We start from the raw sequence: 25,457 nt of genomic DNA, 5'->3' as shown, positions 1-25,457 counted from the left end.
ACATTTTTACGTAAATGTCTTAAGATGTTTCGTGCATAAATGATTCGGCGCAATTTTAGGAGGCCAGATGGAAAGTATGGAAGCTAGTCGACAGATCATGTGGATGATCCCGTTTTGGATGAAGGTCGTTATGTACCTTTCTCTAGCGGTTGCGACTTATTTCTTTGCCACAGGTCTAGTTGAAAAGTACAAGTTTGTCACAGCTGGTGGTAAAAACCCGAAAGACCTCCTTCCGAAGAAATTAAATCTTGAGGGTTTCCTCAAAACGATTTTCTTCCAAGGTAAGGTTCCTCGTGATTCTTTCGTTAACATTTTTCACTCGATGATTTTCTGGGGGTTCTTAACTCTCTTCATCGCCACTGAACTTGTTGCGATTCATGCCGATACTCCTTTCAAAGTTTTTAAAGGCACAACTTATATCGTCGTATCTTTCCTTGCCGATATCGGTGGTCTTTTTGTACTTCTAGGTGTTGGTCTTGCTTACTACCGCCGTTATGTAGTGAAGAGAAAATTCCTATCTGCTACTCGTCCGAATCAAGAAAAATTCATGTATGGAATGCTAATCGCTCTGGTCGTGATTGGTTACTTACTTGAGGCCATCAGAATTTATGTAACAAATATGCCAGAAGGCGAACGTTTCTGGTCTCCAATTGGTTACACTTTCGCCGCCATGGTTGGTTCACTTGGTCTTTCGCAAGAAGTACTAGCAGGATCATATAAAACACTTTGGATGCTTCACATGCTAAACACGATGGCATTTGTGGCAAGTCTAACTCACTCTAAGTTTTTCCATATCTTGGTTCTTCCATTCAACGCTCTCATGACTCCATACCGTCGTGGCGCTGTTCTGAATCCAATGGATTTTGCCAACGAAAATGCCGAGACCTTTGGTCTTGGTAAAACTTCAGAAATGACTCTTAAAGAGAAACTAGACACTCTAGCTTGTGTGGAGTGTGGTCGTTGTACTCAAGTTTGTCCGGCAAACCTTGCTGACAAACCACTTGATCCAAAACTCATCGTGACTAAAGTTCGTGACGTTATGTTCAACAATCCTGGACAAGACGTAGAGCTTTGGGGCGACAATCCGCTATACGCTTCAAATGAACTTGATTCATGTACGACTTGTGGTGCTTGTATGGAAGAATGTCCGGCCAGCATTGAACACGTTCAAGTGATCATGGATCTTAAACGTTACAAGGCCCTGACGTTGGGTGACCTTCCTCCTGCAGCGGCCGATGCAGTTAACAAAATCAAAAAGAACGGTAACCCTTGGGGTATCTCTCAAGACGATCGTTTCAACTGGGCCCAAGGAATGGATGTTCCAGTTATCGAGGCCGGTAAAAAAGTTGATTACCTCTATTATGTTGGATGTGCCGGCTCTTACGACGGTTCAAACCAGAAAGTTGTGAAAGATACAGTAAACCTTCTTAAAAAGGCCGGAGTATCGTTCGCAGTGATGGGGAAAACTGAGAAATGTAATGGAGATCCTGTACGTCGCTTCGGTGATGAGTACTCATTCTATGAGATCGCGATTGAAAACATCGCCAACATGAGACAGTACGAATTTGGTAAAGTCGTAACTCATTGCCCTCACTGTTTACACACAATTGGTAAAGAGTACGCGAAGTTCGATGACGGCCAGTTTGAAACGGTTCACCACACTGAACTTCTTTCTGAACTACTACGTTCTGGCAAACTTAAGGCCCTTAAGAACGTGGCAGACGAACTTACGTTCCACGATCCTTGTTATCTTGGTCGTCACCATGGCGAATACAATGCTCCAAGAGACATTCTAACTTCTATCCCAGGTGTAAAACTCATCGAGATGGAGAAAAACAAAGATAAGGCCCTTTGTTGTGGAATGGGTGGCGGTAACATGTGGTACGAGCTTCCAGAAGGTAAACACCTTGCTGAAAACCGCCTTGAACAAATTGGTGATACCAAGGCACCAAAACTTGCCACATCGTGCTCATATTGTATGATTAACTTCAACTCCTCTAAGGGACACATAAGTACAACGGAGAATCTCCAAGTTGAAGATGTCGCCTCGATTTTGGCCAAGTCAGCTCTCTAAAACATTACTGGGCACAGTCCTTTCTGGACTGTGCCTTTCTTCATACGCACAAAACGCTCCCCTCGAAACTCCAAAAAAAGTCGAATATCCAGGAATCATCCAGACCTTTGAAAAACTGATTCAGGTCGATAACGACAAATTTAAAAAACGTTCAGATGATCTCATCAAGAACGGAAGGGTCTTCGATTCTTCAAAGTCAGTGACCGGGCTTGAGCTGGAGCCAGACTTCTTAAATTCCATTATTCTTCACTCTGATCCGGGTTATCTTCGTATGGCCTCCACGGACAAGTGTCGTTTCTATGAAGCAGTTTTGACCGATCTTCTTAGAAGCTCAGAAGGTAAAATTAAGAACGTCCTCATGACGTATGTGGACAAAGACGTCCGCCAATCGGCCATCATCAACAAGAAAGACTTTTTAAATAAAGTGGTCAATCAGGAATGTCCTGACACCCAAAAAATGATTTCTCTCTTTCAGATTAAGACCCTGAATGAGGCCCTTCAAAGCACGCTCTTTGAAATTCCATCCGGCCGCGAGCAATGCCGAAATATCCATCTAGGATGGGTCAATAATCCCAAGACCCCATTTCTATGCCAGATTTACGAATATACAAAAGAGGCCCGGCTTGGCCTTGGTGATCCTAAGGACCTGACTCAACGTCGTGCGGTCGCGAAGATCCTGGAAGAAAAGCAAAGCCTGGTTCAAAAAGACTATATTGAAAATGTTTGTAAGCATCTTGATGATGAAGAGCTTTTTTGCGATGAGTTCCTGAATGTCTCATTTTGGACGAAGGTCTCTGCGGGATATGAAAGTAAGACGTACGCTGAAGATATCTGCCGTTTCGTGACCGGAACACCGGCCCTTTCGCCTACTCAGTACAATGTGTGCCTTGCTCGTCTCAAAAAAGAAAACGACCTGTGTCTTTATCCGGCCGGGACAAACTCTGGTCTGCGCCCTCAACCAGAATGTGATCAGCTATCAACTGCGCTTAACTTCTCTTCTCTTTCTGCTGAATACAAAGATTGTCCAGGCAACAGTGATCAACTGATTGTGACTCAGATGGGGAGATTGATTAATTTCTTCACTCCTAATGGAATCAAGACGGCCAATGGTCCCTGTACAGCAATTTCTGCCGCAACGACTTTTAACTTTAATAAGAACTTCGACAATGAAGAGAACTGGAAGTTAGAGGCATGCTACGATGATCAAATAAATTCACGTGAAGTTTGTTTTAAAACTTTCTTTGGTAAGTACAACAATCAACCAGAATCTTACACCAGCGTGGTGGCGAAGATCCTCCAAAATACTCGTGGTGCTGACCCGGCAGTTGGTTGTGAGATGGTAGATTCTCAGGAATATAACCCGCTTCTTCTTCAGTATAAATCTGGTTGTTATATTATTTATGAAAGAGATAAGTGTTTTATCTCTCAGTGTAAGCACAAAATTCTTTTTAATGACCGCGCCATTGATTTCATCAAGATCAAAAACCGCGTGAACATGGCCTACTTTCCTCTCACTGTAAGAGACGAAAGATTCTCGCAAAACTCACTTCTGACCAGAGATTTTAAGAAAACCGGTCGAATCATGAACAATTTGTCGAGCATTCAAAACTATTTCAAAAAAAGTAAGAGTGGCATTATTCATGGTATCGGCTGTGCAGAAGACATTCTTCCATCGTTCTTCAAGGTACATTCGATTAACCAATGCTCTCCAATGCCGTTTATCATTAATGGAATCATGGCCGAAAAAGGTAACACGGTCTTCGTCGTTCGAACGGCGCTAGATTCTCTGCAGGCCCCTCGTCTCATCAGCTGGAGTAGCATTTACTCCGGAGTAAAAAGTTATCAGCGCTTACACCCTTTAAAACTCTGGACAATGTATGGCCTGGATTAGTTTATTCTTTTTATTTTTTACTCTCGAGGCCGCGGAACTCCCACGTTTCTTAACGAAGCACTCTCCCGAGACCTTGCGATTCATCAGCATGGATGGGCGTTATGCATACGTTCAAAAAAAACCTGGCGTCCTCGGCATGGTCAGTAGCTTCCGAAGCCTGGATTTTATTTCTGAGGCCTCTTCCAATGATTATTTAGTGAGATCATCGAGATTTAAGCAACGCCTGGCGATTGAATCCATTCCTAACGCCCATGACGAATATAATTTTCTCAAAAACAATCGGATCATGGTGGTTGATTTCGGAAACACGACCACTCGCGATGTTGGATTTGGCCGAAACAGTAAACTTCATCTTAAAGATGAGTGGATCTCTTATTTTAATCCAGTTGAGAAAGTTCTACATATCCAGAATCTTGTGACTCAAAAGAAATACGATATTCGTCTTTCTAAGAAGGCCAATCCCTTCTTCCTTCCCGAAGTGGAGATGGTGAGTTCAAGTACGGTGATCTACACCGATATTAATGAGAATGGTTACAGTGCTCTGATCGCCTATGATTTGATTTCTCAAAAAAGTAACATCATTTACCGCAGTCCTCAGAGTGCGACCCGATTGGAAATGTGCCAGCAAGAAGGCTACCTTGCGGTCGGTGAGTTTCCTTATGAAGGTGTGAGCCGCGGAAGTAAGATCCTAAAATTTTCTGGTGAGATGAAAGGGACAAGTTACACCACTCTCTATAGTTCAGTGGAACAAGATCTGGGTAATATGGTTTGTTTGCCTGAGTTTATTTACTTTATTAAAACCATGACTCAAGACAAGCAGATTAACTACCGCACAACCGAAGCGGTTCGCCTGAACCTAAAAACTCAGGACATTGAGATCAGGTCAGAACTTAAAAACGTGGCCCAACTTTTAGAGATGGATGGAAGAGTTCTTATTCCTCTTCGTGGGGAGTTCTTTGTTCTTGAAGGGAAATTCAATCTCGGAGAAGACATCTTAAAAGCGGTACCGACCCGAGAGGAGCTACAGCTTGATCTCTAAACTCCTACTTCTCATTCTCGTTTTGCCTTTAAGTGCCCTTGCCTTTGATAAGGACTTTACGGCCATGTCAGACCGCGTGCCCCTCGAGTTCACTCATTTATTTAATTCTCTCAAAATGGGAATTAAAACCCCGGCCGAAAAAATTCAAATGGTGGGAATCTGTAAAGAGCTGGATGAAAATCTGGGACAGCTTCAGAAAGAACATATTTTCCTTTTAATGAAGTCTGAAGTCATTAAAAACGTCTTGGAATACAAGTTTAAAAAAGTTCGTCAGTTCGATATGACTCTCCTTCTCCTTGACCGACTGGAAGAAGATTTTAAAAACAAAGAAAAGTATCTTAATCAATTTTCTCAGTGGATTTGGCGCTCCATCTTAGCGGAACTTCGCTTTCGTCGAGACATGGGCCTTATCAGCGCCAAGAGTTTTAATCCTAATCAATTCGACGGGGCCAAAAAAGTCGAGGCCCAAAGATTTGCCCGTTACTTGACCTACCTCATGCCCTGGATTGATCGCATGGACAGTCTGACAGCCCCTGAATTTAATAATCTTAGCAAAGAAGTTTCATGGGTCATTTTACGTCGTCTAAATGAGCGTTCATTGCTCTTTAAGCGTTACGCTTCCACTGCCACCAGCAACACAAAAATTACCATTTTCAATATCCCTCAGAAGCTCCTGGAACTTCATCCGGAAGATATTAAGCGAATGCAGCAGAATGAAGTCCCTCTAACCCTCAAAGAAGAGTCCGAAAAAGAGAAGACCGAAGCGACAAAACAGGTCCAGGAAGTGACTCCGGAAGACCTAAGTCCTCTCTCCGATGAGATCAACGAAGAGTTGAACAAGAAAATCCCATAACACTATTAGTCATCGCTCTCAAAAGTGTATAATATGGGTGCCTCACCGCTCACAAAGGACATGTATGGCACTCACAAAATCCCCATATCGTGGAACTCGGGATTTTTTTCCGAAAGAGATGAGACTTAGAAATTATATCTTCCAAAAAATGGCGGAAGTTTCTGAGCTATTTGCTTATGAACCATATGATGGACCACTTCTTGAAGAAGTCGAACTTTATCTCGCCAAGTCTGGCGAAGAACTTATCAACGAACAAATTTATTCATTCGTTGATCGTGGTGAACGTAAAGTCGCCATTCGTCCTGAGATGACACCAACTGTGGCCCGTATGGCCGCTCAGGTTCACCGTGAAATTGCTAAACCCATTCGTTGGTACGCGATTCCAAATCTCATGAGATACGAAAAGCCTCAGAAAGGTCGTCTTCGTGAGTTCTGGCAATACAATGCCGATATTTTCGGTGCTGGCCAATATGGTGAAGTTGAAATTATTCAACTCGCGGTTTCCATCATGAAAAGTTTTGGCGCAACTTCAGAACACTTTGAAGTTCTGGTGAATGACCGTCGTTTTGTTGATTTAGTGTTCGAAGGGCTGATTGGTCTAGAACCAGCACTTACTCATAAGCTTTATAAGCTTGTGGATAAGAAAAACAAAATGCCAGCCGACAAATTCGCCGCTGAAGTTAGAACCATTACTCCAGATGAAACCAAGGCCAAAATTTTTGAAGAATTCGTAGGAATCACTTCCATTGATGAAGTGAAAACATATGTTTCAAAATATTTCTCTGAAACAACGTTGTCAGAAGTTTTCATGCAGAAAATGGCCGGAGTTGAAAGCATTGGCGACCACGTGATTGAAAAGCACGTGACTCCAATAATTTCTCTTTTCGATAAATTCAAAGAACAAGGACTAAGCGAATACGTGAAATTCGATCCATCAATTGTTCGTGGATTGGATTACTACACAGGTGTCGTATTCGAAATCTTTGACAAGCACCCTGACAACCGTCGTGCAGTGGCCGGTGGTGGAGCATACGCTAATCTTCTTCAGATCTTTAATGAGCCGGCCCTTGAAGGCGTAGGTATCGGTCTGGGCGAAGTACCGCTGACTGATTTTTTAACTGCTCATAAACTCATTGGTGATTTCTCAAAACCAACAATCGACTATCTTGTGGCCTACTTTACTCCTGAAGGCGAAAAGACGGCGATGCAAATCGCAAACAAACTGCGTTCGCAAAATAAGAAAGTTGAATTGATGTTCGGAGAAAACAAGCCGAAGAAAATTTTTAACTATTCAGACAAAAAGAACTTCACCCACATCGTGATGGTCACCGAGACCGACATTAAAGTGAAAGAAGTGGCAACTAGAACAGAAACGACCAAGACTCTGACCGATTTTTAATAAGGATCCCGTATGGAAATTCAAAACGACCTCCCAAAGACATTTGACCCTCAAGGGGCAGAAGATAAGTGGTACCAGAAGTGGCTTGATAAAAAAGTGTTTAAGCCAGTTCCTGGAAAGCAGAAGAAAACGTTCACTGTTCTTATGCCTCCTCCGAACGTTACTGGTAAGCTTCACATGGGTCACGCTCTCGATGCAACAACTCAAGATGCCCTTATTCGCTATAAGCGCATGAAGGGTTTTGAGACACTTTGGATTCCTGGAACTGACCACGCCGGTATTTCAACCCAGGCAGTGGTTGAAAAACTTATCTGGAAACAAGAAAAGAAAAACCGTCATGACCTTGGCCGTGAAGAATTCACGAAGCGCATTTGGGCATGGAAAGAGCAGTACGGTTCTGAAATTGTTAATCAACAAAAGAAAATGGGTGTTTCATGTGACTGGGACTACTCGACTTTCACACTTGATGACATTCCTAATAAGGCAGTAAAGAAGTTCTTCGTTATGCTTTATAACGAGGGTCTGATTTATCAATCTGACTACATCGTTAACTGGGACCCTGTTCTTCAATCTGCGATTTCAGATGCAGAGGTTGAACATAAAGAAGTAAAAGGTTTCTTCTATTACTTAAAATATAAAGTAAAAGAAGACCCTGATATGGAACTTGTAATCGCAACAACTCGTCCGGAAACTATTTTTGCGGACACTGCAGTTGCGGTTAATCCAAATGACGAACGCTTTAAGGATCTTATTGGCAAAACCGCCATCGTTCCTATTTGTAACCGCGAAGTTCCTATTATTGGTGACGAGCACGTTGATATTGAAAAAGGTACTGGTTGCTTAAAAGTGACTCCAGGCCACGACTTCAATGACTTTGAAATTGGTAAGCGTAACGGTCTTCCCATTATCAACATTCTTAATAAAGACGGCTCATTCAATAAGAACGCTCCTGAAATCGAAGGCATGAAGCCTAAAGACGCTCGTGCTGAAGTTGAGCGTATTCTAACTGAACTTGGTTCACTCATTGAAAAGAAAGACCACGTTCATCCGGTTGGTCACGGTGAGCGCTCGGATGAAATCGTAGAACCTATGGTTTCAAAACAGTGGTTCCTGAATACAACTGAAATGGCCCGCGTGGCAGTTGAAGCAGTAGAACAAGGTGACATGACTTTCTTCCCGAAAGGTTGGGAGAACACGTACTTTGCTTGGCTTCGTAATCCAAAAGACTGGTGTATCTCACGTCAGCTGTGGTGGGGTCACCAGATCCCGGTTTATTACTGCCGTCATTGTGAGACTCAATGGGCAGCGGAAGAAACTCCTACTCATTGTATTGAGTGTAAAGACACTGATATTTTCCAAGACCCAGACGTTCTTGATACTTGGTTCTCTTCAGGTCTATGGCCACTTTCAACTCTGGGCTGGCCAGATGAAAAAGCAATGGAAGAAAAGGGCTTTGATAAGTTTTATCCAAATGAAACTCTCATCACAGGCTTCGACATCATCTTCTTCTGGGTCGCTCGTATGATGATGATGGGAATGAAGGTAACTGGTAAAGCTCCATTCAAACACACTTACATCCACGCTATCGTTCGCGATAAGCAAGGCCGTAAGATGAGTAAGTCTCTCGGTAACGGTATTGACCCGCTGGACATGGTGAAACAATATGGTGCTGATGCCATGAGATTCACTCTTGCCGCTGGCTCTGGTTACAACCGTGACCTCAACCTTGATCCGGAAAGAATTGAAGGTTACCGAAACTTCGTGAATAAACTTTGGAACGCTTTCCGTTTCGTTTATCCGTTCCTGGATAAGGCAAAAGATGAGCTACCAGTTAAATCTGAGTGGCACCTTCACGATAAATGGATTCTTGCTGAGCTAAATACGGTCGCGAAGCAAATGAACGAATCACTTGATGTGTATCGTTTTGATGATGCTTCAGCGGCGATCTATGCCTTCGTGTATGACAAATTCTGTTCTTGGTACATCGAGCTTTCGAAAAACATCCTTTACGGTGAAGACGAAAAAGCGAAAATCATCCGCGCGACCATGCTTAAGTACTGCTTCAAAAAGATCGTGAACCTTCTTCATCCGATCGTTCCTTTCATCACTGAGGAAATCTGGTCTTATCTTGATGACAAGACAATGGTTGCGACTCAAGAGTATGTAGAGTTTGATAAATCACTCGAGAATGCTGAAGTTCAGGAGATGATGAACAAGTTTATTGATATCACTACTGGTATCCGTAACATTCGCTCTTCTGTAAACATGAAACCGAAAGATGAAATTGATGTGAAGCTTTTCACAGACGATAAGAAATTGGCGAAGTTCGTTTATGAGTCTCGTCACTTCTTAAAAGATCTTGCGAACGTGAAGTCAGGAACAATTCGTAACAAGGCACAGGAGAAACCTAAGAAGTCCGCTTCTCTTGCTACGACTCATACTGAGATCTTCGTTCCACTTGAAGGGATCATTGATCTTAACGAGCAAGTGAATCGTATTAAGAAGGACATGGAGAAGACGCAGAACGAGTATAAGAAGGTCGAATCTAAGCTCAATAACCAAAACTTCATGGCCAATGCCCCTGAAGAAGTTCGTGCGGAAGTTCAAGAGAAGGCCAAACTTTTCCAAGACAAGCTTCAGTCCCTCAACCAGATTCTCGATAGTTTTCTATAATTAAGGCGGCGAGTCAGAGCAAGTTTTGCTCACTCGCCCCTACCCCACTTCATGTTAAACTTAATAAAAAAGGTCAAAACATGAAGAAACTTTTAATTCTAATCACAGTTTTTGTTCTCCATGCTACCCAAGCGTTTGCTCAGGAAATGACCTGTCTTGATAAGCTCATGCCTTATAATCGCCACTCAGGTCTTCATCAACTCACAAAAGATGAATGGAACGATGGTAAAGAAACCATGGACGCAGAAAGCGCCAAGATCGCACTCCTTACTCTAGTGAATGCAAAACTGCTTTGTAAGCCAAATGAAGTCGCGATTAAAGTGTTTCCGGTATGCTCTTCCATTGTGGCCGATCTTACTCAATCAACCACTTGTTTCGCCTATACGAATTTGGGTTATTTCGTGATTTCTCGAGACAATGGTAGAAATGTGAATTTCATTTTTAGTAAAGATAAGCGCTTTTCTGAACCGGCCGACGAAAACCTATAGCTTAAAAAAATCGAAGGCCTTCTTCGCCACTTCCATCATATCAAAAGTGACTCGTTCTCTTAACGAACCTGAATTACGGGTCGAGTTTACGAGTGTGGGATTATTCACACCCATCACCGCCACATCTGCTAAAAAGTAAAAAGGGCCTGTTCGCTGAGGATCTTGGTTCTCATAAAGAATGAGAGTCTTCGAACCCACATAGGCCGAAAGAGCGGGTGCAGGGCCGGCATAACCTATCACGCCTTTGGCAAAAGCAAGCATACGTCCTAAATCAATCCAGTTTTTATAGACGAAATTAACGTAAAGGTTCTTCTTTGGAAGACTCGCCAGAAAGTGATCCATCAACATCTGGACCTTTACCGCCTCATCCGATGAAAAGAAAACAATTCGTTGATTCTCAAACTGAGAAATAAGCTGAATCCATTCCGGTTCAATGACGGCATTTCTTAGGGGATAAAGATCAATCGCAATATAAGGAAGTGAGTCCCATTCTGGGACAATGGGAGTGAGATCACGAGACATCACTCGTAATTTTGTGCTTACATTCTCTCCTATCAATTCTTTAAAAAGAGCAAAATGATCCTCCACCAAGTGATGACCAACAGGACGTGGAGTTTTATGAGTCAGAACAAGAGTTTTCCAGTTGTCTGAAAAACCCACTCTTTTTTTCGCCCTTAATCCAAGTCCCAGGCAGGCATCAGCGAAAGAGTTGGTGAGCGAAATAAATAGATCAACATTATAAATTTTTGCGTTTGCACAGTAACGATGGACGTCAAACACATTAGAAATCTCATCTTCATCAAACTCATGATAATAGGCCGAGAAAGGAAGAAGATTTAAGACCTCTATTTCTTTCTTTGGTGTGATGAAATGCAAATCAGCTTTCGGATATCTTTCACGAATCGCGTGGAGAAATGGAAAACTCAAGATGCGCTCCGTGAGATCAAAGGGCAGCTTAATCGCTATGACTTTTGGTTCATCAACTTCAGGTGAATTTTCCATGAGATCATTATCGGCAGAATAGACGCAACTCTCAAGGCTCTTGCACCTTTTTTTCCGGGATAAGTGGCTTAAACTTCAAGCAGCCAAGGAGTATTTATGATGAATTTAACATGGCCAACACTTGAGTATTCTGAATGGAAAGACACTTATGAGACCCTTCACCGTTGGACCCAGATTGTGGGTAAGCTCAGACTCTGTAAATCTCCTTGGTGTAATCACTCTTGGAACACAACTCTTTATGTGACCTCAAGAGGACTCTCCACTTCGGCCATCCCCTTAGGACAAAGAAGTCTTACGGTTGATTTTGATTTTCATGATCACCAACTAATCTTTCAGGACAGCTTGGGCAAAAGTTTTGTGCTGCTGTTACAGAATGAAACTGTGGCCTCTTTCTATGAACGTTTCCTTGAGGCGTTGAAGATCATGGATGTAGAACCTAATTTTGATCCGGTCCCAAATGAAGTGGAAGACGGCATTCCTTTTGCTGAAGATACGGTTCACCGAACCTATAACCCTCTTCATGCTCATGAATTTTTCCAAGTGCTCGTGAGAGTCAATAATATCTTCCAGAAATTTAGAACAGACTTCGTAGGAAAAAGTAGTCCAGTTCATTTTTTCTGGGGAAGTTTTGATCTAGCAATCACTCGTTTCTCTGGACGACGTGCTCCTGAGCACCCGGGCGGTATCCCTCACCTCTCGAATGATGTTGTCAGAGAGGCCTATTCACATGAGGAGATGAGTTGTGGTTTTTGGCCCGGCAATGCCATGTATCCTCATGCTGCCTTTTATAGTTATGCTTATCCAGAACCTGATCGTTTTTCAAAGGCCAAGATCATGCCGCCAGAGGCGATCTATAATCAAGATCTGCATGAGTTTGTTTTGCCTTATGAAACTGTGAGAACTTCACTTGAGCCAGCGGCCACATTGATGAGCTTTTTGGAATCAAGTTATCGAGCTGCCGCAAATCTAGGTCATTGGGACCGCGATATGCTGGAAGTAAGTCCTTACTTGTATCGCCTTAAGGAGCGAGTTCAATTTTCTTTTGACGATATAAGAACAGAACAGTGAAGTAGCTGGTCGCAAGTGCGGGAATGAAAGCATTCACGATTGGAATTGCTACAAGAAGAAGAAAAATGGCGCCCGAGATCGAATATGGAATGATGTTTTTCAAAACATCTTTAAAGCACTCTCCAAAATGCATATTTCGGCGTGACCAAGAATAGTCTACGAACTGAACTGCGACGAGTGTTGCAACAAGAAAAACACCTAGTGGATAAAACAATGGGAAAAGATTCAGAAGGAATGCCATTACTGCCACGATACCGATAAAAACAAGCTTCTTTGCTTCATTCTTAAAGGTCTGTCCCATCGACATCTTCACTTGCTCAAGTGCCTTAGACTGATCTTCATCCATATACACTTTCTGAACAAGCTTTGTTTCAATTCGACTACTGAGAAGAGAATTAAATGGAGCGGCAATGATCCCAACCACAATCACAAAGGTCCAACTCATGACAAAGAAAATAAAGATCATGAGAATTCCTGTCACGAGTGTGGCAAGGAAAGTGGCCTGGTCTGATGTATAGATATAACCACGAAAGAAAGCAACTAATCGGTCGGAGTTTCTATATGCGGAAACAATCGTGAAAATATAAAGAGCAAGGGCTATAACAGTAGGAAAGATTGAAAGAACAAAATTCACAGGGTCTGTAAGAATCATCTTAAAGGCCATAGGGAACGCTTTCAAAATACCTTTCATAGTTTTCCTTCTTCTGGATAATGCTTAAAACGAAACTCGTACAAATTGGCAAAGTCTTGAAGAGTTGAACTGGTCCCCTCTGGGATCTTCATCACGATGTCTTCCAATTCCTGCCAATCAAGGAACTTAAATACTACATCTGTTAGTATATGTTGATCTCGGCAACGGCGAAACTTTTCTTTCGCTTTATGAATCATGCCTCGGGCACCAATAAGATTTGAATCGCGATAGTGGATACAGGCGGCGGCCACTTGAATGACCGCCCAGTAGACGTTCCTTGCAGGATCCTGACGATCCTCCATCCAGACGTCCTCAAGAGCTTCATGGCATTCCCAATATTTTTGCTCATTGAAGAGTTGGACCCCCTCTCTCATTTTCTTCAAATGTTCGAGGTCGAACACTTAGAAACCGCCGAGGATATTTAACCCTGAATCAACGTAAAGTACCTGGCCAGTCACTCCACCTGAAAGGTGAGATGCCAGATAAACAGCGGCACCACCGCAGTCTTCAGGAGTAACGTTCTTCTTCATCGGAGCAATTTCTTCAACCTGAGAAAGAAGACCTCTGAAACCAGAGATACCAGAAGCAGCAAGAGTCTTGATTGGACCCGCTGAGATACAGTTTACTTTAATACCACGAGGACCTAAATCGTAGGCCAGGTAACGAGTCGATGCTTCAAGGGCCGCTTTCGCCACACCCATTACGTTGTAGTTCTTCACTACTTTCTGAGAACCGTAATAAGTCATGCTGATGATCGAACCGTTGTCATTCATTAGATCATGAAGTGCATCAGTCACACCTACGAGTGAGAAAGCTGAGATATCACAGGCCATCGCAAAACCTTTGCGGCTAGTGTGAAGGAATTCACGCGACAGATCTTCTTTGTCGGCAAATGCTAGTGAATGAACAATAATGTCGAACTTACCCCAGTTCTTTTCTACGGCTTCTCTCATAGATGGATAATGAGCATCGTTCGTCACATCCATTTCAAAGATAAAGTCTGCACCAATTTCCTGAGCAAGAGGTTCAACGCGCTTTTTAATGGCGTCGTTCATATAAGAAAGAGCAATAGATGCTCCTTGTTCTTTAAATGCTTTTGTAATTCCCCAGGCGATAGAGCGGTCATTCGCTAGACCTAGGATAAGGGCTTTCTTGCCTTCAAGAAGTTTCATAAATGTCCTCACTTTTTTGTCAGGATACAGTACCTAATGGACCGCAGGCTTTCAAGCGAATCGAGGGTTTGCACCGGGTCAATTAGAGTCAAAAAGGTCCGCTTGATGTGCTTTTTTTGTAATTCCATCATTTCTCCACATTTTTTTGAAACAATAATGTCTTTTCCAGAGAAAAACAAAACGGAATGTAAGTTCGTTAAATATCTCTTCCATCCACTCATTCATTACATTGTGAATAGTCAACGCAAAGAAGAATGGAGATTTTAGATTGGGGCAAATTTATATGACCTTTTTATTTTTCACTAAGGTTGAAGAAGAAATGTATTCATCAGATAAAATGTGATTTCAGTTATTTCTTTTTTTCAAAAAATTCTCGATTAAATCGGGCTCGTAGCATGATGACCCAATCTTAATTTTTCACTCTCAAAATCATGGGTTTATCCACCAAAATTTAATGTTGAAAAGAAGGGTTGCGCCGGCCAACATGGGTCCCATCTTGTGTTTATCTACAGATTCACGACAAAGAATTTTGTAACTAAAAAAAGAGGTAACTATGACAAAAGCTTTTCTATCACTATTTCTATTATTGTCCCTGGCTTCATGTGGAGGCGGCGGAGGCGGCGGTAGTTCTAGTGGTTCAAATGGCTCAGCTACTCCGGTTTCAGCTAACGAAATTTCAACAGATGCTGCCGTACCTACGGCCGCAAATAATTTCGAAGTAAATGTAGAATTAGAAAATTTTGATGCTGATCAAGAAGCAAAAGTTCTTGAAGCAGCTGAACTAATTAAGAAAGTCATTGCAACAGACGAATTTAAAAACGGCATTCTCAACCATTCATACAATGGTAAAAAAGGTTTCGTAGATGCTGGCGGCCTAAGTAATGCAGAAATCTACCAGAAGATCCTAGAAGGCTCTGAGAAGCTAAATCCAGGCAATAACAACGCAATGGATTTAAAGCTAGAAGTATATCACGCCAATAACGTTGTGGTTGGTTATACGATGCCATCAGTAATTAAAATTTGGATGAACAGTAAGTTCCTTGACAAAAATAATTCAGCGGAAGTTACGACTAATATGACTCACGAATGGTTGCACAAGCTTGGTTTTAAACACTCAGCTAATAGAACGCCTACTCGTAAATATTCAGTACCATACGCAGTTGGTTACTTGATGAGAGATCTTGCTCGTAAAATGATCTAAGAAGTTCAAGTATCTCTTTAAGGCCGGGGAATCCCGGCCTTTTTATTTTCTAATGAGTCGTTGGACAGAAAGTACTCGCTATATCAACCAGGGCCGATGAATAAGGACCAACTCTAACTTTCTTAGGCGACCCACAACCACCGGTTGAATAAAGAAGAACTTCCGCTGCCTCTTCACTTCCCTCTACCACAAATCTCGCTTTTATCACTGTTGAAGGACCATCACACATGTAATTGTCCTCCAATTTAATTCTCTCAGATTGGGCCTTCTCGATTAGTTCATTCAACGATTCTTCGCTCGAGAATGGAAACATATATTGAACAGAAGTTCGGCCATAAGTGCGAGTTAGTAAGACTTCAGTATCAAAGACTTCACATTTATCGGAACGAGACCATTCGACAGGCATAAAACCTGTTGAACTGACTTTGGTAATGAAAGGTTGTCGATCGGCGAAGGCCGATAAAGAAATAAGACCGAGGAAAACAAAACTCAGAATTTTCATGATTGCCCCTTGGGTTTAGTCCCAAGAGTTTTAATTGGAAGAATGGAAACCAGTCAAAGCAATCTTATCTAAAGCCTAGATGACTTTCATAAGGTCATCGAAATCAAGTCCAACCAAACGGGCCTGCTCTTCGCACCAGACGCGGGCATAAACGTGTTTTGGTTCATCCAGTTTTTTAGTGATTGAGACGACTTCTTTTAAAGTTAAATGATGTCTTCCCGCTTCAATTCTTTGAAGCATGGGCTTTGTGACCTTTAGTTTTTTACTCATCTCATCGAGAGTCAACTCATGGGTCATGCGATAGCCCTTAAGGAGAGAACCTACTGTGACGGGACCAATTAATTTTTCGACGATTTTTTTTGAGTTTTTCAGCATGAAGTTAATTTAACAGAGACGTGGCCCCCAGGACACGGGGGCCAGCGTTGAAATTAGAATCTTAGTTGAACACCTGTTTCGATCACATCAGCTGCGGCATAATTGTAGTTGTTGTCGGTGACTTTTGTGTCTGTGGCAAAGCGAGAAAGTTCTGAAATCCAAGAGAAATCTTCAGTAACTCTGTATTCCCAACCAATCCTTAAAACAGAGTTACTGCTTAAAAGATTACTTGGAGGAGTTGCCGGAGTCGTTGCTACCTCTGCGTTTTGCATGTCTGCCGGATTATCAATCTTAGAAATACCTACACCACCAAATACAAAGTTCTTTTCAATGACTTGATACTGAGCAGATAAGAATCCACCATATTCTTTAACATCAACACCATTAACAGCGCGACTTAGAGTTAGAGTTCCAAGGTTGTCCATGTTCTGGCCATAGTAGGCCTCGGCCTTTAGACCAAGAAGACCAATATTTTTCTCAAAGAAGAAGTTAGCACCATAGGACTCATGGTGTCTGCCGTTTGGATTCAAAGGTGAAGGATTTGATGACGAAGTTGCATTTGGGTTATAAAGATCAATACGCCCGTAGATACCAGAAAGTCCAACACGACCTGCTTCAAGCTTACGAGTAAGTCTTAGTGCATATGTTGGTGCCTTACCATATTCCGTATCAACATCAGATACACTTGGGTTGGCTGCACTTAAACCAACTGCACCACCAAGCTCCCAATCGCCGATCGTTTTAAGGTACTGGGCCTGCTGTCTCATGAATCCAGAGTTACCGGCCTTGAAGTACATACCGACGATATCGAAGGTATAACCTGTCACAGGTGAAAAAAGATCCCAGTCCTGTCCAACGATAACTTTATTATTGCCCCAGCTATAAGTAACTGCAGCAATACGAACACGAGGATTCATCTGAGTTGTAGGAGATGACTTCGCGAAGTCGACAAAATCTAGTTCGATTTTACCTGAAAGATTTTCGCCCTTCTTCAAAATTGCGCCAATACGGCTTTGCGCAGTTTGAAAACTTAGACGTGATTCTCTATTAGCGCCAGTATCTACCAATGCATGAGTAGGAGCAGACATGTTTGTATTGTTAAAACTTCCTACTGCCTCAGTTGAATAGATCGCACTTGCTTTGATGAAACCATACACAGTCGCATCGAAGCCTTGAAGAGTCGCTGCATTAGCAAGACCAGTTGATAATAAAGTGACTGTCGTCAAAATCTTCTTATTCACACACACTCCGATGTTCATGAATTTTTATTAATTAAAAGAGAAATTTTCAAAGTTAGTTTCCTGCGAATTCTTTCGCATGTAAAAACATATTTAATGAAAATTATTTAAGAGTGTGGTGAAAAACAAAAAGCCAGAAGGATCTCATACCTTCTGGCTTTTCGTTTGATGAATTAAGGCTTTGGAGCCTCCGTGGCAACGCCACGTTTCGCTTGATACTTCTCGCTGTAAAACTTATCAAAATAATCTTTTCTGAAAGCAGAAAATTTTTCCATCTTCACAGCATCAGGGATCTTCTCTTTGAGCCAACCAAGATGAGTCGTTTCCAAATCAGTCAACTTTTTCATTCCAACATCAAGGAACTGAGGGTGAAGATCTTTACGAGCGACCGCAAGTTCTTTAATCAATGTACCTTCTGAAGAGATGTAGTTAATGGCAACGTCCTCAGACAACTCAAGATCTTTCACCATGAAATCGTGGACTTTCAGGATCCAATCATTCTGGAACTCTTCATTGTCCATGACCTTTTCAAAGTCTGTCGTATAAATAACGTTATCGACAAATGTTCCCTTGTACCCCGGAGTTGTTTCAGGATTGAAAGTATGTTTTGCTTTCCATTCATCTTTTTGCTTATTCACATACATTTCTGAGGCAGAATTACGCTGCTTCATGATCTCTTTGGTTGCATCCACCAGCGAAGTTCGGACGGAACCGATATCTGCCAAGAGAACAATTGCAACCGCCGCAGGAATTCCAACTCTCAAGGTATATTTTTTAATAACGGGAAGGACTTTTTTACGTTTCATCGGGTTAAAGTCCAGGACCTGCTCTACTTCCTTAAGTGCATTGGCATTTTGTCCATCAATCGCCATCTCAAGAGTTGAACGAATTTTATCTCTGATTTGTTGTTCTTTTTCTCCTTGGGATCCGGTTTCGGCCACAAGTACGTTCATAACAGCTTGAGTAGCATTAAGGATTCGGTCTTTTTTAGTTCGTTGAAATTGCTCCTTCTCTCTTTTAAGCTCTTCTTCCCACATCTTTTGTTGATTGAACTTAGTTGAATTGATGTGCTCGAGCATAGTTTTTTTCTTATCCGCAAGCTCGGTCTCTTGTTGTTTTTTAAGATCCGCAATCTGACGCTGAATTTTTTCTTTTTCAGTCTTCAGTTCTTTCATGGCAGTATCTTTAAGTTCACCTTGACGACTAAGCTCCTCTTCACGCATGCGGGCAATTTTTTTAAGCTCTTTGCGCTTAATATCTTCCAGCTTCTGATGACTCTTATCCTCGTCTCTTCTCAATTTCGCCATATGCTGGTCAGTCATATTTTTGATATGAATCAGACCACTTTCCTGTTTCATTTTCAGGAAGTTTTTAACTTTCTGCTTACGCTTGCCTAGGTCATCCAAAAGCTCCATCTCTGTGCGTTTTACAAGGTCACGTGATTCCATACGAGCCTTGGTGACGATTTGGTCCGCCTCGGCCTCTTTCTCTTTAAAGTATTCTTGCGCCTGTTTTATTCGATCATGAGAAGTCGATTCTCTCTCCTGGGCATCAAGAGTCGCCTGTTTCAGACGTTGATTGGCCTCACGAGTGATTTCGGCCTCAATCTTTCTGGCCTCACTTATAATCTGCTCAACTTGTTCCTGAGCAAGATATTTCATCTGATGAATATCATTTTGCTTGCGACGATATTCGGCCTCCACTTCAATGAGTGACTTCTGTTTAAAGGCCTCTACTTCGGCCAGATAAACTTCTTTTTCAGCAAGAATTTTAGAGCGTTCATCACGCTTATAGTTTTCCATCTCTATGCGAGCGGCCTCTTGCTTTTCTTTAATCTGAGTTTCACAGTCCATGAGTTTAATCTGTAGCTGAGTCAACTCACGATGAGCACGACCTTTTTCATGCTCCATTTTAAGAGTTTCGGCCTTCAATTCCTGAATTTGGGTCTCAGTCTGCTTTTTATTAACATGAAGCTCAGCCACCTGGGCCTCAAGCACGACTTTTTCTTTATGCAGACTGCGCTGTTTCGAGTGCAATTCTTCAATTTGAATTTTTAACAGTCCGTGATCCGCGTCAGTCTTGGCCTTCTCTCTCTCACCTTCTTCAATAAGACCACGGAGAGCATTGATTTCCACACTCAGCTTGGTCTTTTCGTCTTCTATCTCTTTATATAGATTCTTCTTATCGTCTCCGGCCTTACGTGAGAGATTCTGCATGTCTTCACGGATCGCAAGCATCTTAAGCTCAGACGCACGCTCTTCTGAAGTCAGCTCTTTTAAACGAAGGGAAGCTCTTTCCAATTCGAAATTTATGGTAGAAAGCTTTCTGGCGGCGTCCTGGTTTTGGAAATCAAGTTGATTAAGCTGATTCTTCTTAAGAGACAACTTCTCTTCGGCCTTGACGAGTTCGGCCCGCAATTCACCATTAATGATTTTAAGGTTACTTTCTTCCTCAGTTTCTTTTTTGATCTCTTCTTGAATCTTACGAGCTTGTTCTTCTTCTTTATGAATTTGAACTTTAAGATCGTTTAATTTTGAGATGGCCTCTTTACGTTGGGCCTCAAGTTTATTGACTTCATCCTGAACGTCCTTGGCCTCATGATCAAGAACTGCTTTCTCTTTCATGATCTGGGCCATGTGACTTTGGATTCTAGCGCTCTCTCGAAGGGCCGCCTCAGAATTTGTCAGGACCTTTTGAACCTTGAGGTTCTCGTCTTGAATTTCTCTTTCTTGGTTCTCATGCTGAATACTTAATTCTTTAATTTGTTCTTCCAGTTGAACTGTGTCTAACTGGAGGTTCGCAAGCAGGACACGTTGATGATCTACTTCCTTACTTTTCTTTTCTCTTTCATCTTTTAAATTAGTCAGAACTAGGTTCTGGGCAACAATAGTGTCTTTTAGACCACGCTCTTCATTCTCAAGGCGTTTTACGAACTCGCGAAGTTGAAGAATCTTTTCTTCTTCATCGCGGTTTTTATCTGTGCTTTTTCTAATTTCCTGAGACAGAATTTCTTTCTGGGTCTTAAGGGCACCTACTTCAACTTCAAGCTTACTCTTTTCATTAGCATGTTTATGATATTTATCTTCAATGTCTAAAAGTTGGTTCTTCTTTTTTTCCTGAGAGGCATCAAGGATCTTCAGCTCAAATTCACGTTCGCGAATTTTCAGATTCATGCGATCCAGGCGTTCTTTGAATTCGCCCTCAAAGAAAGGAGGAGGTTCAATTGCCTCTTCAGCTTTTCTCGTAATATGAATCTGATAATTGGTGTTCTTTAAAGTAAGGCAGCTTCCATCGTGATATCTGGTCTCCTCACGGAATGGCAGAATGACCGAATCCAAATAGATTTGAGCACGGGCGCCTACTTCCTTAACGAAAATATTCCCGCCACTGACCTTGATTTCAAGAACCTTTGGTTCAATTTGAGCGTCGTTCAGAACGAGGTCGCAACGTTTGTCGGAGCCGATGATAATCGGCCCCAACTTGTTAAACAGATATTCTTGCGATGACCCGTTCTGGGTGATCTTAATGATGAGTGATGACACGCAACCCTCCCGGGTTCAAAACCTTAGGCCGCCTCTTTATCTTCTTTCTCGGGCGCCTTAGCTGGTGCTGAAGGAATTTCATCGTATTTCTGCTGAGAATTGTTTTTCCCCATTTTTCCCCACCATTTACTGATCGGTCTAACCAGGGTCACAAATCCAACTTCTACGTTAAGTTCCTTGGCAATCAAATCCTCTGAAAGAACTTCAATAGGATCTCTCTCAGCTTCAAAGTTTGAAACTTCGTTAGGGAGTTTATTCGAAGAACTCATGTTCCAAAGAGTATCAAATTCGTTTTCAAGACGTTCTACAGTTTCCATATACACTTTTTCACAAGAGAAGAAAGTGTTCGCAAGACTCATAGACACAGAAAGGATAATACCGATGATCGAAGTCGACATTGAGAACGAGATCTTTAATAGGAAGTTGTCCATGATCAACTTTGAACCTTCAACATCACTTAGGTTCATACCACCAAGTTCAGGGAGAGCTTTCATGATCCCGAGGAAGGTACCAAAAATACCGCCCACGATGAATAGCCCTGGAACAGTGTTAAGGAAATCGTTGAACACAGACACTGGAACGATACCAAATACTTTATTAAAACAAGGATTGTTACGAAGAACAGTATTTGAAATCTCAAGAAACTTAGGACGTTCGCCCCATTTAAGATACTTCACTTGTTTTAGAGTATCAGTCACGATTCGTGCCGAACCTTGTTGAACCAGAAACACCCTGTCGGTCACAGTCATGATCGCATCTGGGTTTCTGCGTTTCATGATTGAGCGGATTTCGAATACTTCGTAGTAAGTGATCTCAAGCAATCTTTTGCAGATCACATAGAAAGATTGATCGGCCTTTTCATCACGAGCGTCCATAAACTTTTTCACCCGTTTAGAAAACTCCTTCGCAAACCAGTCCTCTCTTTTTACTGTGTAATAGATTAATACACGGAGAGAAATGGCAAACACAAAGAACACCGCCATTGCAGGCATCAGAAGATCGGTAGCAAAAACTACGACCCCATCTACTAAACCTTGAACTAAATCTTGACTAAACATACGTACCGCCTTAATTCATCAAAAAAATTTTAAATTAGTCCTTCAAGTTAAAACGAATGATTACCTTTTGAGATTTTTCACAGTTATATTTCGCACAGTAGTCTTTCATGTCTAATCCGGAAGCAATGTCACGACCTTGAACACCTTCAGCAAGGAACGAACGGCCTGTTACTTTTACCAGAGGTAACATGTCTTTCTGGTGCTGGTAGGTCATGCTCTTCTTATCGAACATATAGTTGAAGATAGATTTTGCACGATTATAAGAAAGGTCCAGGTTGTAGCTAACAGCTGCTCGGTCAGTGTCCGCTAAAGATTGAGGGTCTACGTACTTACCTTTATATGTCGGTGACGAGAACCCAACGATTTCAACGGATGAAATTTCTTTAGCAATTTTCTCGTCTTCGAGCAGAGATTTAGAATATGTCGGAACGAATTTTTTAAGCACTTCTTTCATATTTGGTTTTAGATCAGCACGACCTGTATCAAAGTACTCATCACCAAATTGAATTGTTACGTCACCCGTTTTGCCATCAACACCGGCCTTAATACCGTTTTTAGCAAGGTTATCAGCAATCTTCTTGGCAAGGGCCTTCTTAGCATTGGCGATTTCGTTGGCACGTTTTAAATCCCCAGACAGACCGGCCTTGTCTTTATTAAGCTGATCAATTGCGGCCAAGTAACGGCCATGTTCTTTTTGAGCATCGGCAAGTTTGCCTTTAAGAGCGTCGGCCTCGCCTTTTGCCTTACCAACTTCATCTTTAAGAGATGCAAGTTGCTTATCAAGAGCGGCCTTTTCTTTACCCATCTTATCTTTAAAGTCAGCAAGTGCCTTCATCTTCTCAGCGGCTGAGGCCTTTTCACCTTCAAGTTGCTTTTCCAGAGCTGCGCGTTCAGCGTTCATCTTATCATCGAAGTTTTTACGCATTTGGGCCATCTTAGCTGCGTGTTCAGCATTGGCCGCGGCCATATCAGCTTCAAGTTTTTTCTTCAGAGCTTCTTGCTCTGCCATTTTTCCACGAGCATCTGCCAGCTGACCTTCAGCATTGGCAAGTTCACGGTTGATTGAATCAACGCTTTCCTTCATGACCTTAGTTTGATTTTGAAGTTCGCCAATCTGCTTAGCATTCTGAAGCTTCATGATGGCGATCTTACGGTTAAGCTCTGTCTTAGAAGTATTGGCACTGGCACTTGTCTTCTCAAGCTCCTTGATCTTGTTAGCAAGGTCTGAGTTAAGAGCATTGATCTTAGATTGGTTGGCCTGAATAGTTTGGGCCTTTTCATTTACCTGAGATTCAAGCATAGCAACTTGTTGCTTCTTCTGATCAAGAACTTGTTGCTTCTCATAGATCTCACGTTCTTGCTTTTCGATTTGCTTCTGGTTCTGAGCAATGACTTGGGCCTTCTGATGAATATCTTGAGTCTGGGCCTGGATAGTTGAATCCATTTCTTTGATAGATTCGTTCTTTTTCTCAATCACTTCGTTACGGAACTTAATTTTTTTATTAGAAAGTAAGTTCGTGTTCACGATGTTACGAACCATCTGCTGGTACTGGTTAAGAGCGCGCGCTTTGGCAGCGTTCTCTTGAGCTTGGGCCTCAAGCTGACGCTTCTCTTCGTTGGCCTCGTCCTGAAGTAGAGAGAGCTTACTCATGAGCTCTTCATACATCTTGGCCTCTTCTTCGCTGGCTTCCTTCTCGAGATAATCGTCTTTCAAAGCATTATAGGCCTGGATCTGTTTTTTATAGTCCTGGGCCTCTGCTTTCAATTTCTGATTTTCGATCATGTTCTGTACACTAGATGTACCACTGCGAAGTGAAGACACCACATAGAGCAAAAGGAACACAACACTCAATACCATGAACAAGTCCGAGTAGGATGTCCAGAAGCCACCATCCTCGGCCTGTTTCTGCTTTAATTTTTGGTAATCCAAACTCATCTGACGTTCTCTTGTTAAAATTAATGACTTGGAAATTTTGGAACTGATCGAGGGTAGCACCTAATTCTGGCCTAACACTAAAAAATCAAAAAAGGCTTGAGTCTCAAAGAGTTGGCAGAAAATCTTCTATCAAGAGAAATTGGCAGTATTTTTCGAGAGAGTGCCATGACTTTTTGGCAGAGTGACCCAGGTACTGGATATATAGCCCAGGAGGTATGGATTTAACCTCCTGAACTTTGATACGTTAATTTTTTCCTAATTTAGAAGCAGCCATTTATATAACCACTTTCCAGGTATGCCGAAATGTAATGTGAGCTGTTCAGGCCCGTAAAAAACTTCTCTAAAAGTAAATCTGGATCTCCATTTTCTCTTAGGGCAAGAGAGCCGGCCAATTGAGAATACTTCATATTAAAAGTCTCGCCATTCGTATATGCAGGACAGGTAGAACTCACCACTGTAAAAGTCGCATCGTTGCCTGTTGTTGTGAAAGTTCCATTGATCATGAAGTATTTTCGGGTTAATTGATCGTAGAAAGTCACGCTGTAATTAGGGGCCCCGATCGTTAAATACATTCCATTAGTACCGTCATAGTAAACATAGTCTCCGTTAAGTAGAGATTGGTTACTATCAGAGAAGTTCATGGCATTCATAGAAGTATAAGTTAAGCTATTTCCGCTACTGACGATTCTTAAATTAGCTCCGGCCATGCCAATTTTAAGATCCCCTTCGTCACCAACATTTAGCTGAAGTCCCTCACAATCTACACCAATAATATTTTTTGGAACCTTCACGCTCCAGTTTGTGGAACCGCAGAAACCTGCCCATTCAAACTCACCTTCATAATATGAGGTATAGGGTGTGACCATCGCACTCTCAACTCGTATTCGATAATTATTTGATCCCATACTGCTATATGAATAGATCGTATTCAGCTCATAAGCTTCGTTTCCAGTGGCGCAATTTGTACCATCATAGAAGACTAGTTTTTCTTGTAGATAGGTAGAGGTGACTGTGGTTATGCTTTTGGCGCTACTGCCAGTATCGTTCTCACATATCGTATAACGGCCATACTGGACTTGGGTCATCGAATCAGTTGTGACTTTGTCACTGCCTCCGCTCTTACATCCCACTATAACAAGGGCCATTAATACTGCTGCAATTCTCATATTCCTCCCTGCATGTAAAAGTGACTTATGCAGCCATGTTCGGAACTAAGATTTCTTAGCGAACTTAAGATTTGTGAAATTGAACAAAA

The 25,457-nt window shown here is 42.0% G+C and carries 20 protein-coding genes; 9 read left to right on the top strand and 11 right to left on the bottom strand.

Features of this window, described 5'->3' with window-relative positions:
• The first annotated feature begins 67 nt into the window (after window positions 1-67).
• The 7 genes from ACJVC5_RS07100 to ACJVC5_RS07070 all read left to right on the top strand — a co-directional run bounded on the left by ACJVC5_RS07100 (window position 68) and on the right by ACJVC5_RS07070 (window position 10,417).
• On the top strand, window positions 68-2,074 hold the full coding sequence (locus tag ACJVC5_RS07100) for a (Fe-S)-binding protein (protein WP_408098672.1): 2,007 nt from the start codon (window positions 68-70) through the stop codon (window positions 2,072-2,074).
• Window positions 2,040-3,965: a hypothetical protein gene (locus ACJVC5_RS07095; protein ID WP_408098671.1), complete on the top strand. Its 1,926-nt coding sequence runs from the start codon at window positions 2,040-2,042 to the stop codon at window positions 3,963-3,965. The genes ACJVC5_RS07100 and ACJVC5_RS07095 overlap by 35 nt, the downstream gene beginning before the upstream one ends.
• Window positions 3,952-5,004 (top strand): hypothetical protein, encoded by a 1,053-nt coding sequence (locus tag ACJVC5_RS07090; protein WP_408098670.1) that lies wholly within the window; start codon window positions 3,952-3,954, stop codon window positions 5,002-5,004. Before ACJVC5_RS07095 ends, ACJVC5_RS07090 begins: the two co-directional genes overlap by 14 nt.
• Window positions 4,994-5,857 (top strand): hypothetical protein, encoded by an 864-nt coding sequence (locus ACJVC5_RS07085; protein WP_408098669.1) that lies wholly within the window; start codon window positions 4,994-4,996, stop codon window positions 5,855-5,857. The genes ACJVC5_RS07090 and ACJVC5_RS07085 overlap by 11 nt, the downstream gene beginning before the upstream one ends.
• 64 nt (window positions 5,858-5,921) lie before the next feature.
• Window positions 5,922-7,256, top strand: coding sequence for a histidine--tRNA ligase (gene hisS, locus ACJVC5_RS07080; protein WP_408098668.1), 1,335 nt, complete (start codon window positions 5,922-5,924; stop codon window positions 7,254-7,256).
• Between the two features lie 12 nt (window positions 7,257-7,268).
• Window positions 7,269-9,929: a valine--tRNA ligase gene (locus ACJVC5_RS07075; protein ID WP_408098667.1), complete on the top strand. Its 2,661-nt coding sequence runs from the start codon at window positions 7,269-7,271 to the stop codon at window positions 9,927-9,929.
• Between the two features lie 80 nt (window positions 9,930-10,009).
• Window positions 10,010-10,417, top strand: a complete 408-nt coding sequence (locus ACJVC5_RS07070; RefSeq protein ID WP_408098666.1) for a hypothetical protein — start codon at window positions 10,010-10,012, stop codon at window positions 10,415-10,417.
• Here the strand turns inward: ACJVC5_RS07070 and ACJVC5_RS07065 are convergent.
• Window positions 10,412-11,419, bottom strand: a complete 1,008-nt coding sequence (locus ACJVC5_RS07065; protein ID WP_408098665.1) for a glycosyltransferase family 9 protein — start codon at window positions 11,417-11,419, stop codon at window positions 10,412-10,414. The two genes, ACJVC5_RS07070 and ACJVC5_RS07065, sit on opposite strands and share 6 nt — an antisense overlap.
• A 96-nt stretch (window positions 11,420-11,515) precedes the next feature.
• Here ACJVC5_RS07065 and ACJVC5_RS07060 point away from each other — a divergent pair, with 96 nt between their 5' ends.
• Complete coding sequence (locus tag ACJVC5_RS07060) at window positions 11,516-12,487, top strand: DUF5996 family protein (protein ID WP_408098664.1); 972 nt, start codon at window positions 11,516-11,518, stop codon at window positions 12,485-12,487.
• Here ACJVC5_RS07060 and ACJVC5_RS07055 read toward each other — a convergent pair.
• The 3 genes from ACJVC5_RS07055 to ACJVC5_RS07045 are packed head-to-tail and all read right to left on the bottom strand — an operon-like array spanning window position 12,438 to window position 14,350.
• Window positions 12,438-13,178, bottom strand: a complete 741-nt coding sequence (locus ACJVC5_RS07055) for an EI24 domain-containing protein (RefSeq protein WP_408098663.1) — start codon at window positions 13,176-13,178, stop codon at window positions 12,438-12,440. The genes ACJVC5_RS07060 and ACJVC5_RS07055 overlap by 50 nt on opposite strands.
• Entirely contained in the window at window positions 13,175-13,552 is a 378-nt protein-coding gene (locus tag ACJVC5_RS07050) for a DUF309 domain-containing protein (RefSeq protein ID WP_408099225.1), read from the bottom strand. Before ACJVC5_RS07050 ends, ACJVC5_RS07055 begins: the two co-directional genes overlap by 4 nt.
• Before the next feature lie 27 nt (window positions 13,553-13,579).
• The gene (locus tag ACJVC5_RS07045; RefSeq protein WP_408098662.1) at window positions 13,580-14,350 is read right to left on the bottom strand and encodes an enoyl-ACP reductase FabI; all 771 of its coding nucleotides are present in this window, start codon (window positions 14,348-14,350) and stop codon (window positions 13,580-13,582) included.
• A gap of 553 nt (window positions 14,351-14,903) precedes the next feature.
• Here ACJVC5_RS07045 and ACJVC5_RS07040 point away from each other — a divergent pair.
• Window positions 14,904-15,551, top strand: a complete 648-nt coding sequence (locus ACJVC5_RS07040; RefSeq protein WP_408098661.1) for a hypothetical protein — start codon at window positions 14,904-14,906, stop codon at window positions 15,549-15,551.
• Window positions 15,552-15,600: 49 nt separating this feature from the next.
• Here ACJVC5_RS07040 and ACJVC5_RS07035 read toward each other — a convergent pair whose 3' ends face one another.
• The 7 genes from ACJVC5_RS07035 to ACJVC5_RS07005 form a co-directional block, all read right to left on the bottom strand.
• The gene (locus ACJVC5_RS07035) at window positions 15,601-16,053 is read right to left on the bottom strand and encodes a hypothetical protein (RefSeq protein ID WP_408098660.1); all 453 of its coding nucleotides are present in this window, start codon (window positions 16,051-16,053) and stop codon (window positions 15,601-15,603) included.
• 75 nt (window positions 16,054-16,128) lie between these two features.
• A complete protein-coding gene (locus tag ACJVC5_RS07030) occupies window positions 16,129-16,428 on the bottom strand; it encodes a helix-turn-helix domain-containing protein (RefSeq protein ID WP_408098659.1) in 300 nt (99 codons plus the stop codon).
• A 53-nt stretch (window positions 16,429-16,481) separates the two neighbouring features.
• Complete coding sequence (locus ACJVC5_RS07025) at window positions 16,482-17,669, bottom strand: hypothetical protein (RefSeq protein ID WP_408098658.1); 1,188 nt, start codon at window positions 17,667-17,669, stop codon at window positions 16,482-16,484.
• A 170-nt stretch (window positions 17,670-17,839) separates the two neighbouring features.
• The gene (locus ACJVC5_RS07020; RefSeq protein WP_408098657.1) at window positions 17,840-21,208 is read right to left on the bottom strand and encodes an FHA domain-containing protein; all 3,369 of its coding nucleotides are present in this window, start codon (window positions 21,206-21,208) and stop codon (window positions 17,840-17,842) included.
• A 23-nt stretch (window positions 21,209-21,231) separates the two neighbouring features.
• Entirely contained in the window at window positions 21,232-22,266 is a 1,035-nt protein-coding gene (locus ACJVC5_RS07015; protein WP_408098656.1) for a hypothetical protein, read from the bottom strand.
• A gap of 34 nt (window positions 22,267-22,300) precedes the next feature.
• Window positions 22,301-24,202 carry a hypothetical protein gene (locus ACJVC5_RS07010; protein WP_408098655.1) on the bottom strand — a complete coding sequence of 634 codons (1,902 nt, stop codon included), beginning with the start codon at window positions 24,200-24,202 and terminating at the stop codon, window positions 22,301-22,303.
• A 260-nt stretch (window positions 24,203-24,462) separates the two neighbouring features.
• Window positions 24,463-25,368, bottom strand: a complete 906-nt coding sequence (locus tag ACJVC5_RS07005) for a hypothetical protein (RefSeq protein ID WP_408098654.1) — start codon at window positions 25,366-25,368, stop codon at window positions 24,463-24,465.
• Window positions 25,369-25,457 lie beyond the last annotated feature (89 nt).

It is taken from the genome of Peredibacter sp. HCB2-198, assembly GCF_045999315.1.
In the GTDB taxonomy this organism is placed as follows: domain Bacteria; phylum Bdellovibrionota; class Bacteriovoracia; order Bacteriovoracales; family Bacteriovoracaceae; genus Peredibacter.
The sequence above is the reverse complement of the archived record's forward strand: the minus strand, read 5'-3'. Positions and strand labels throughout refer to the sequence as shown.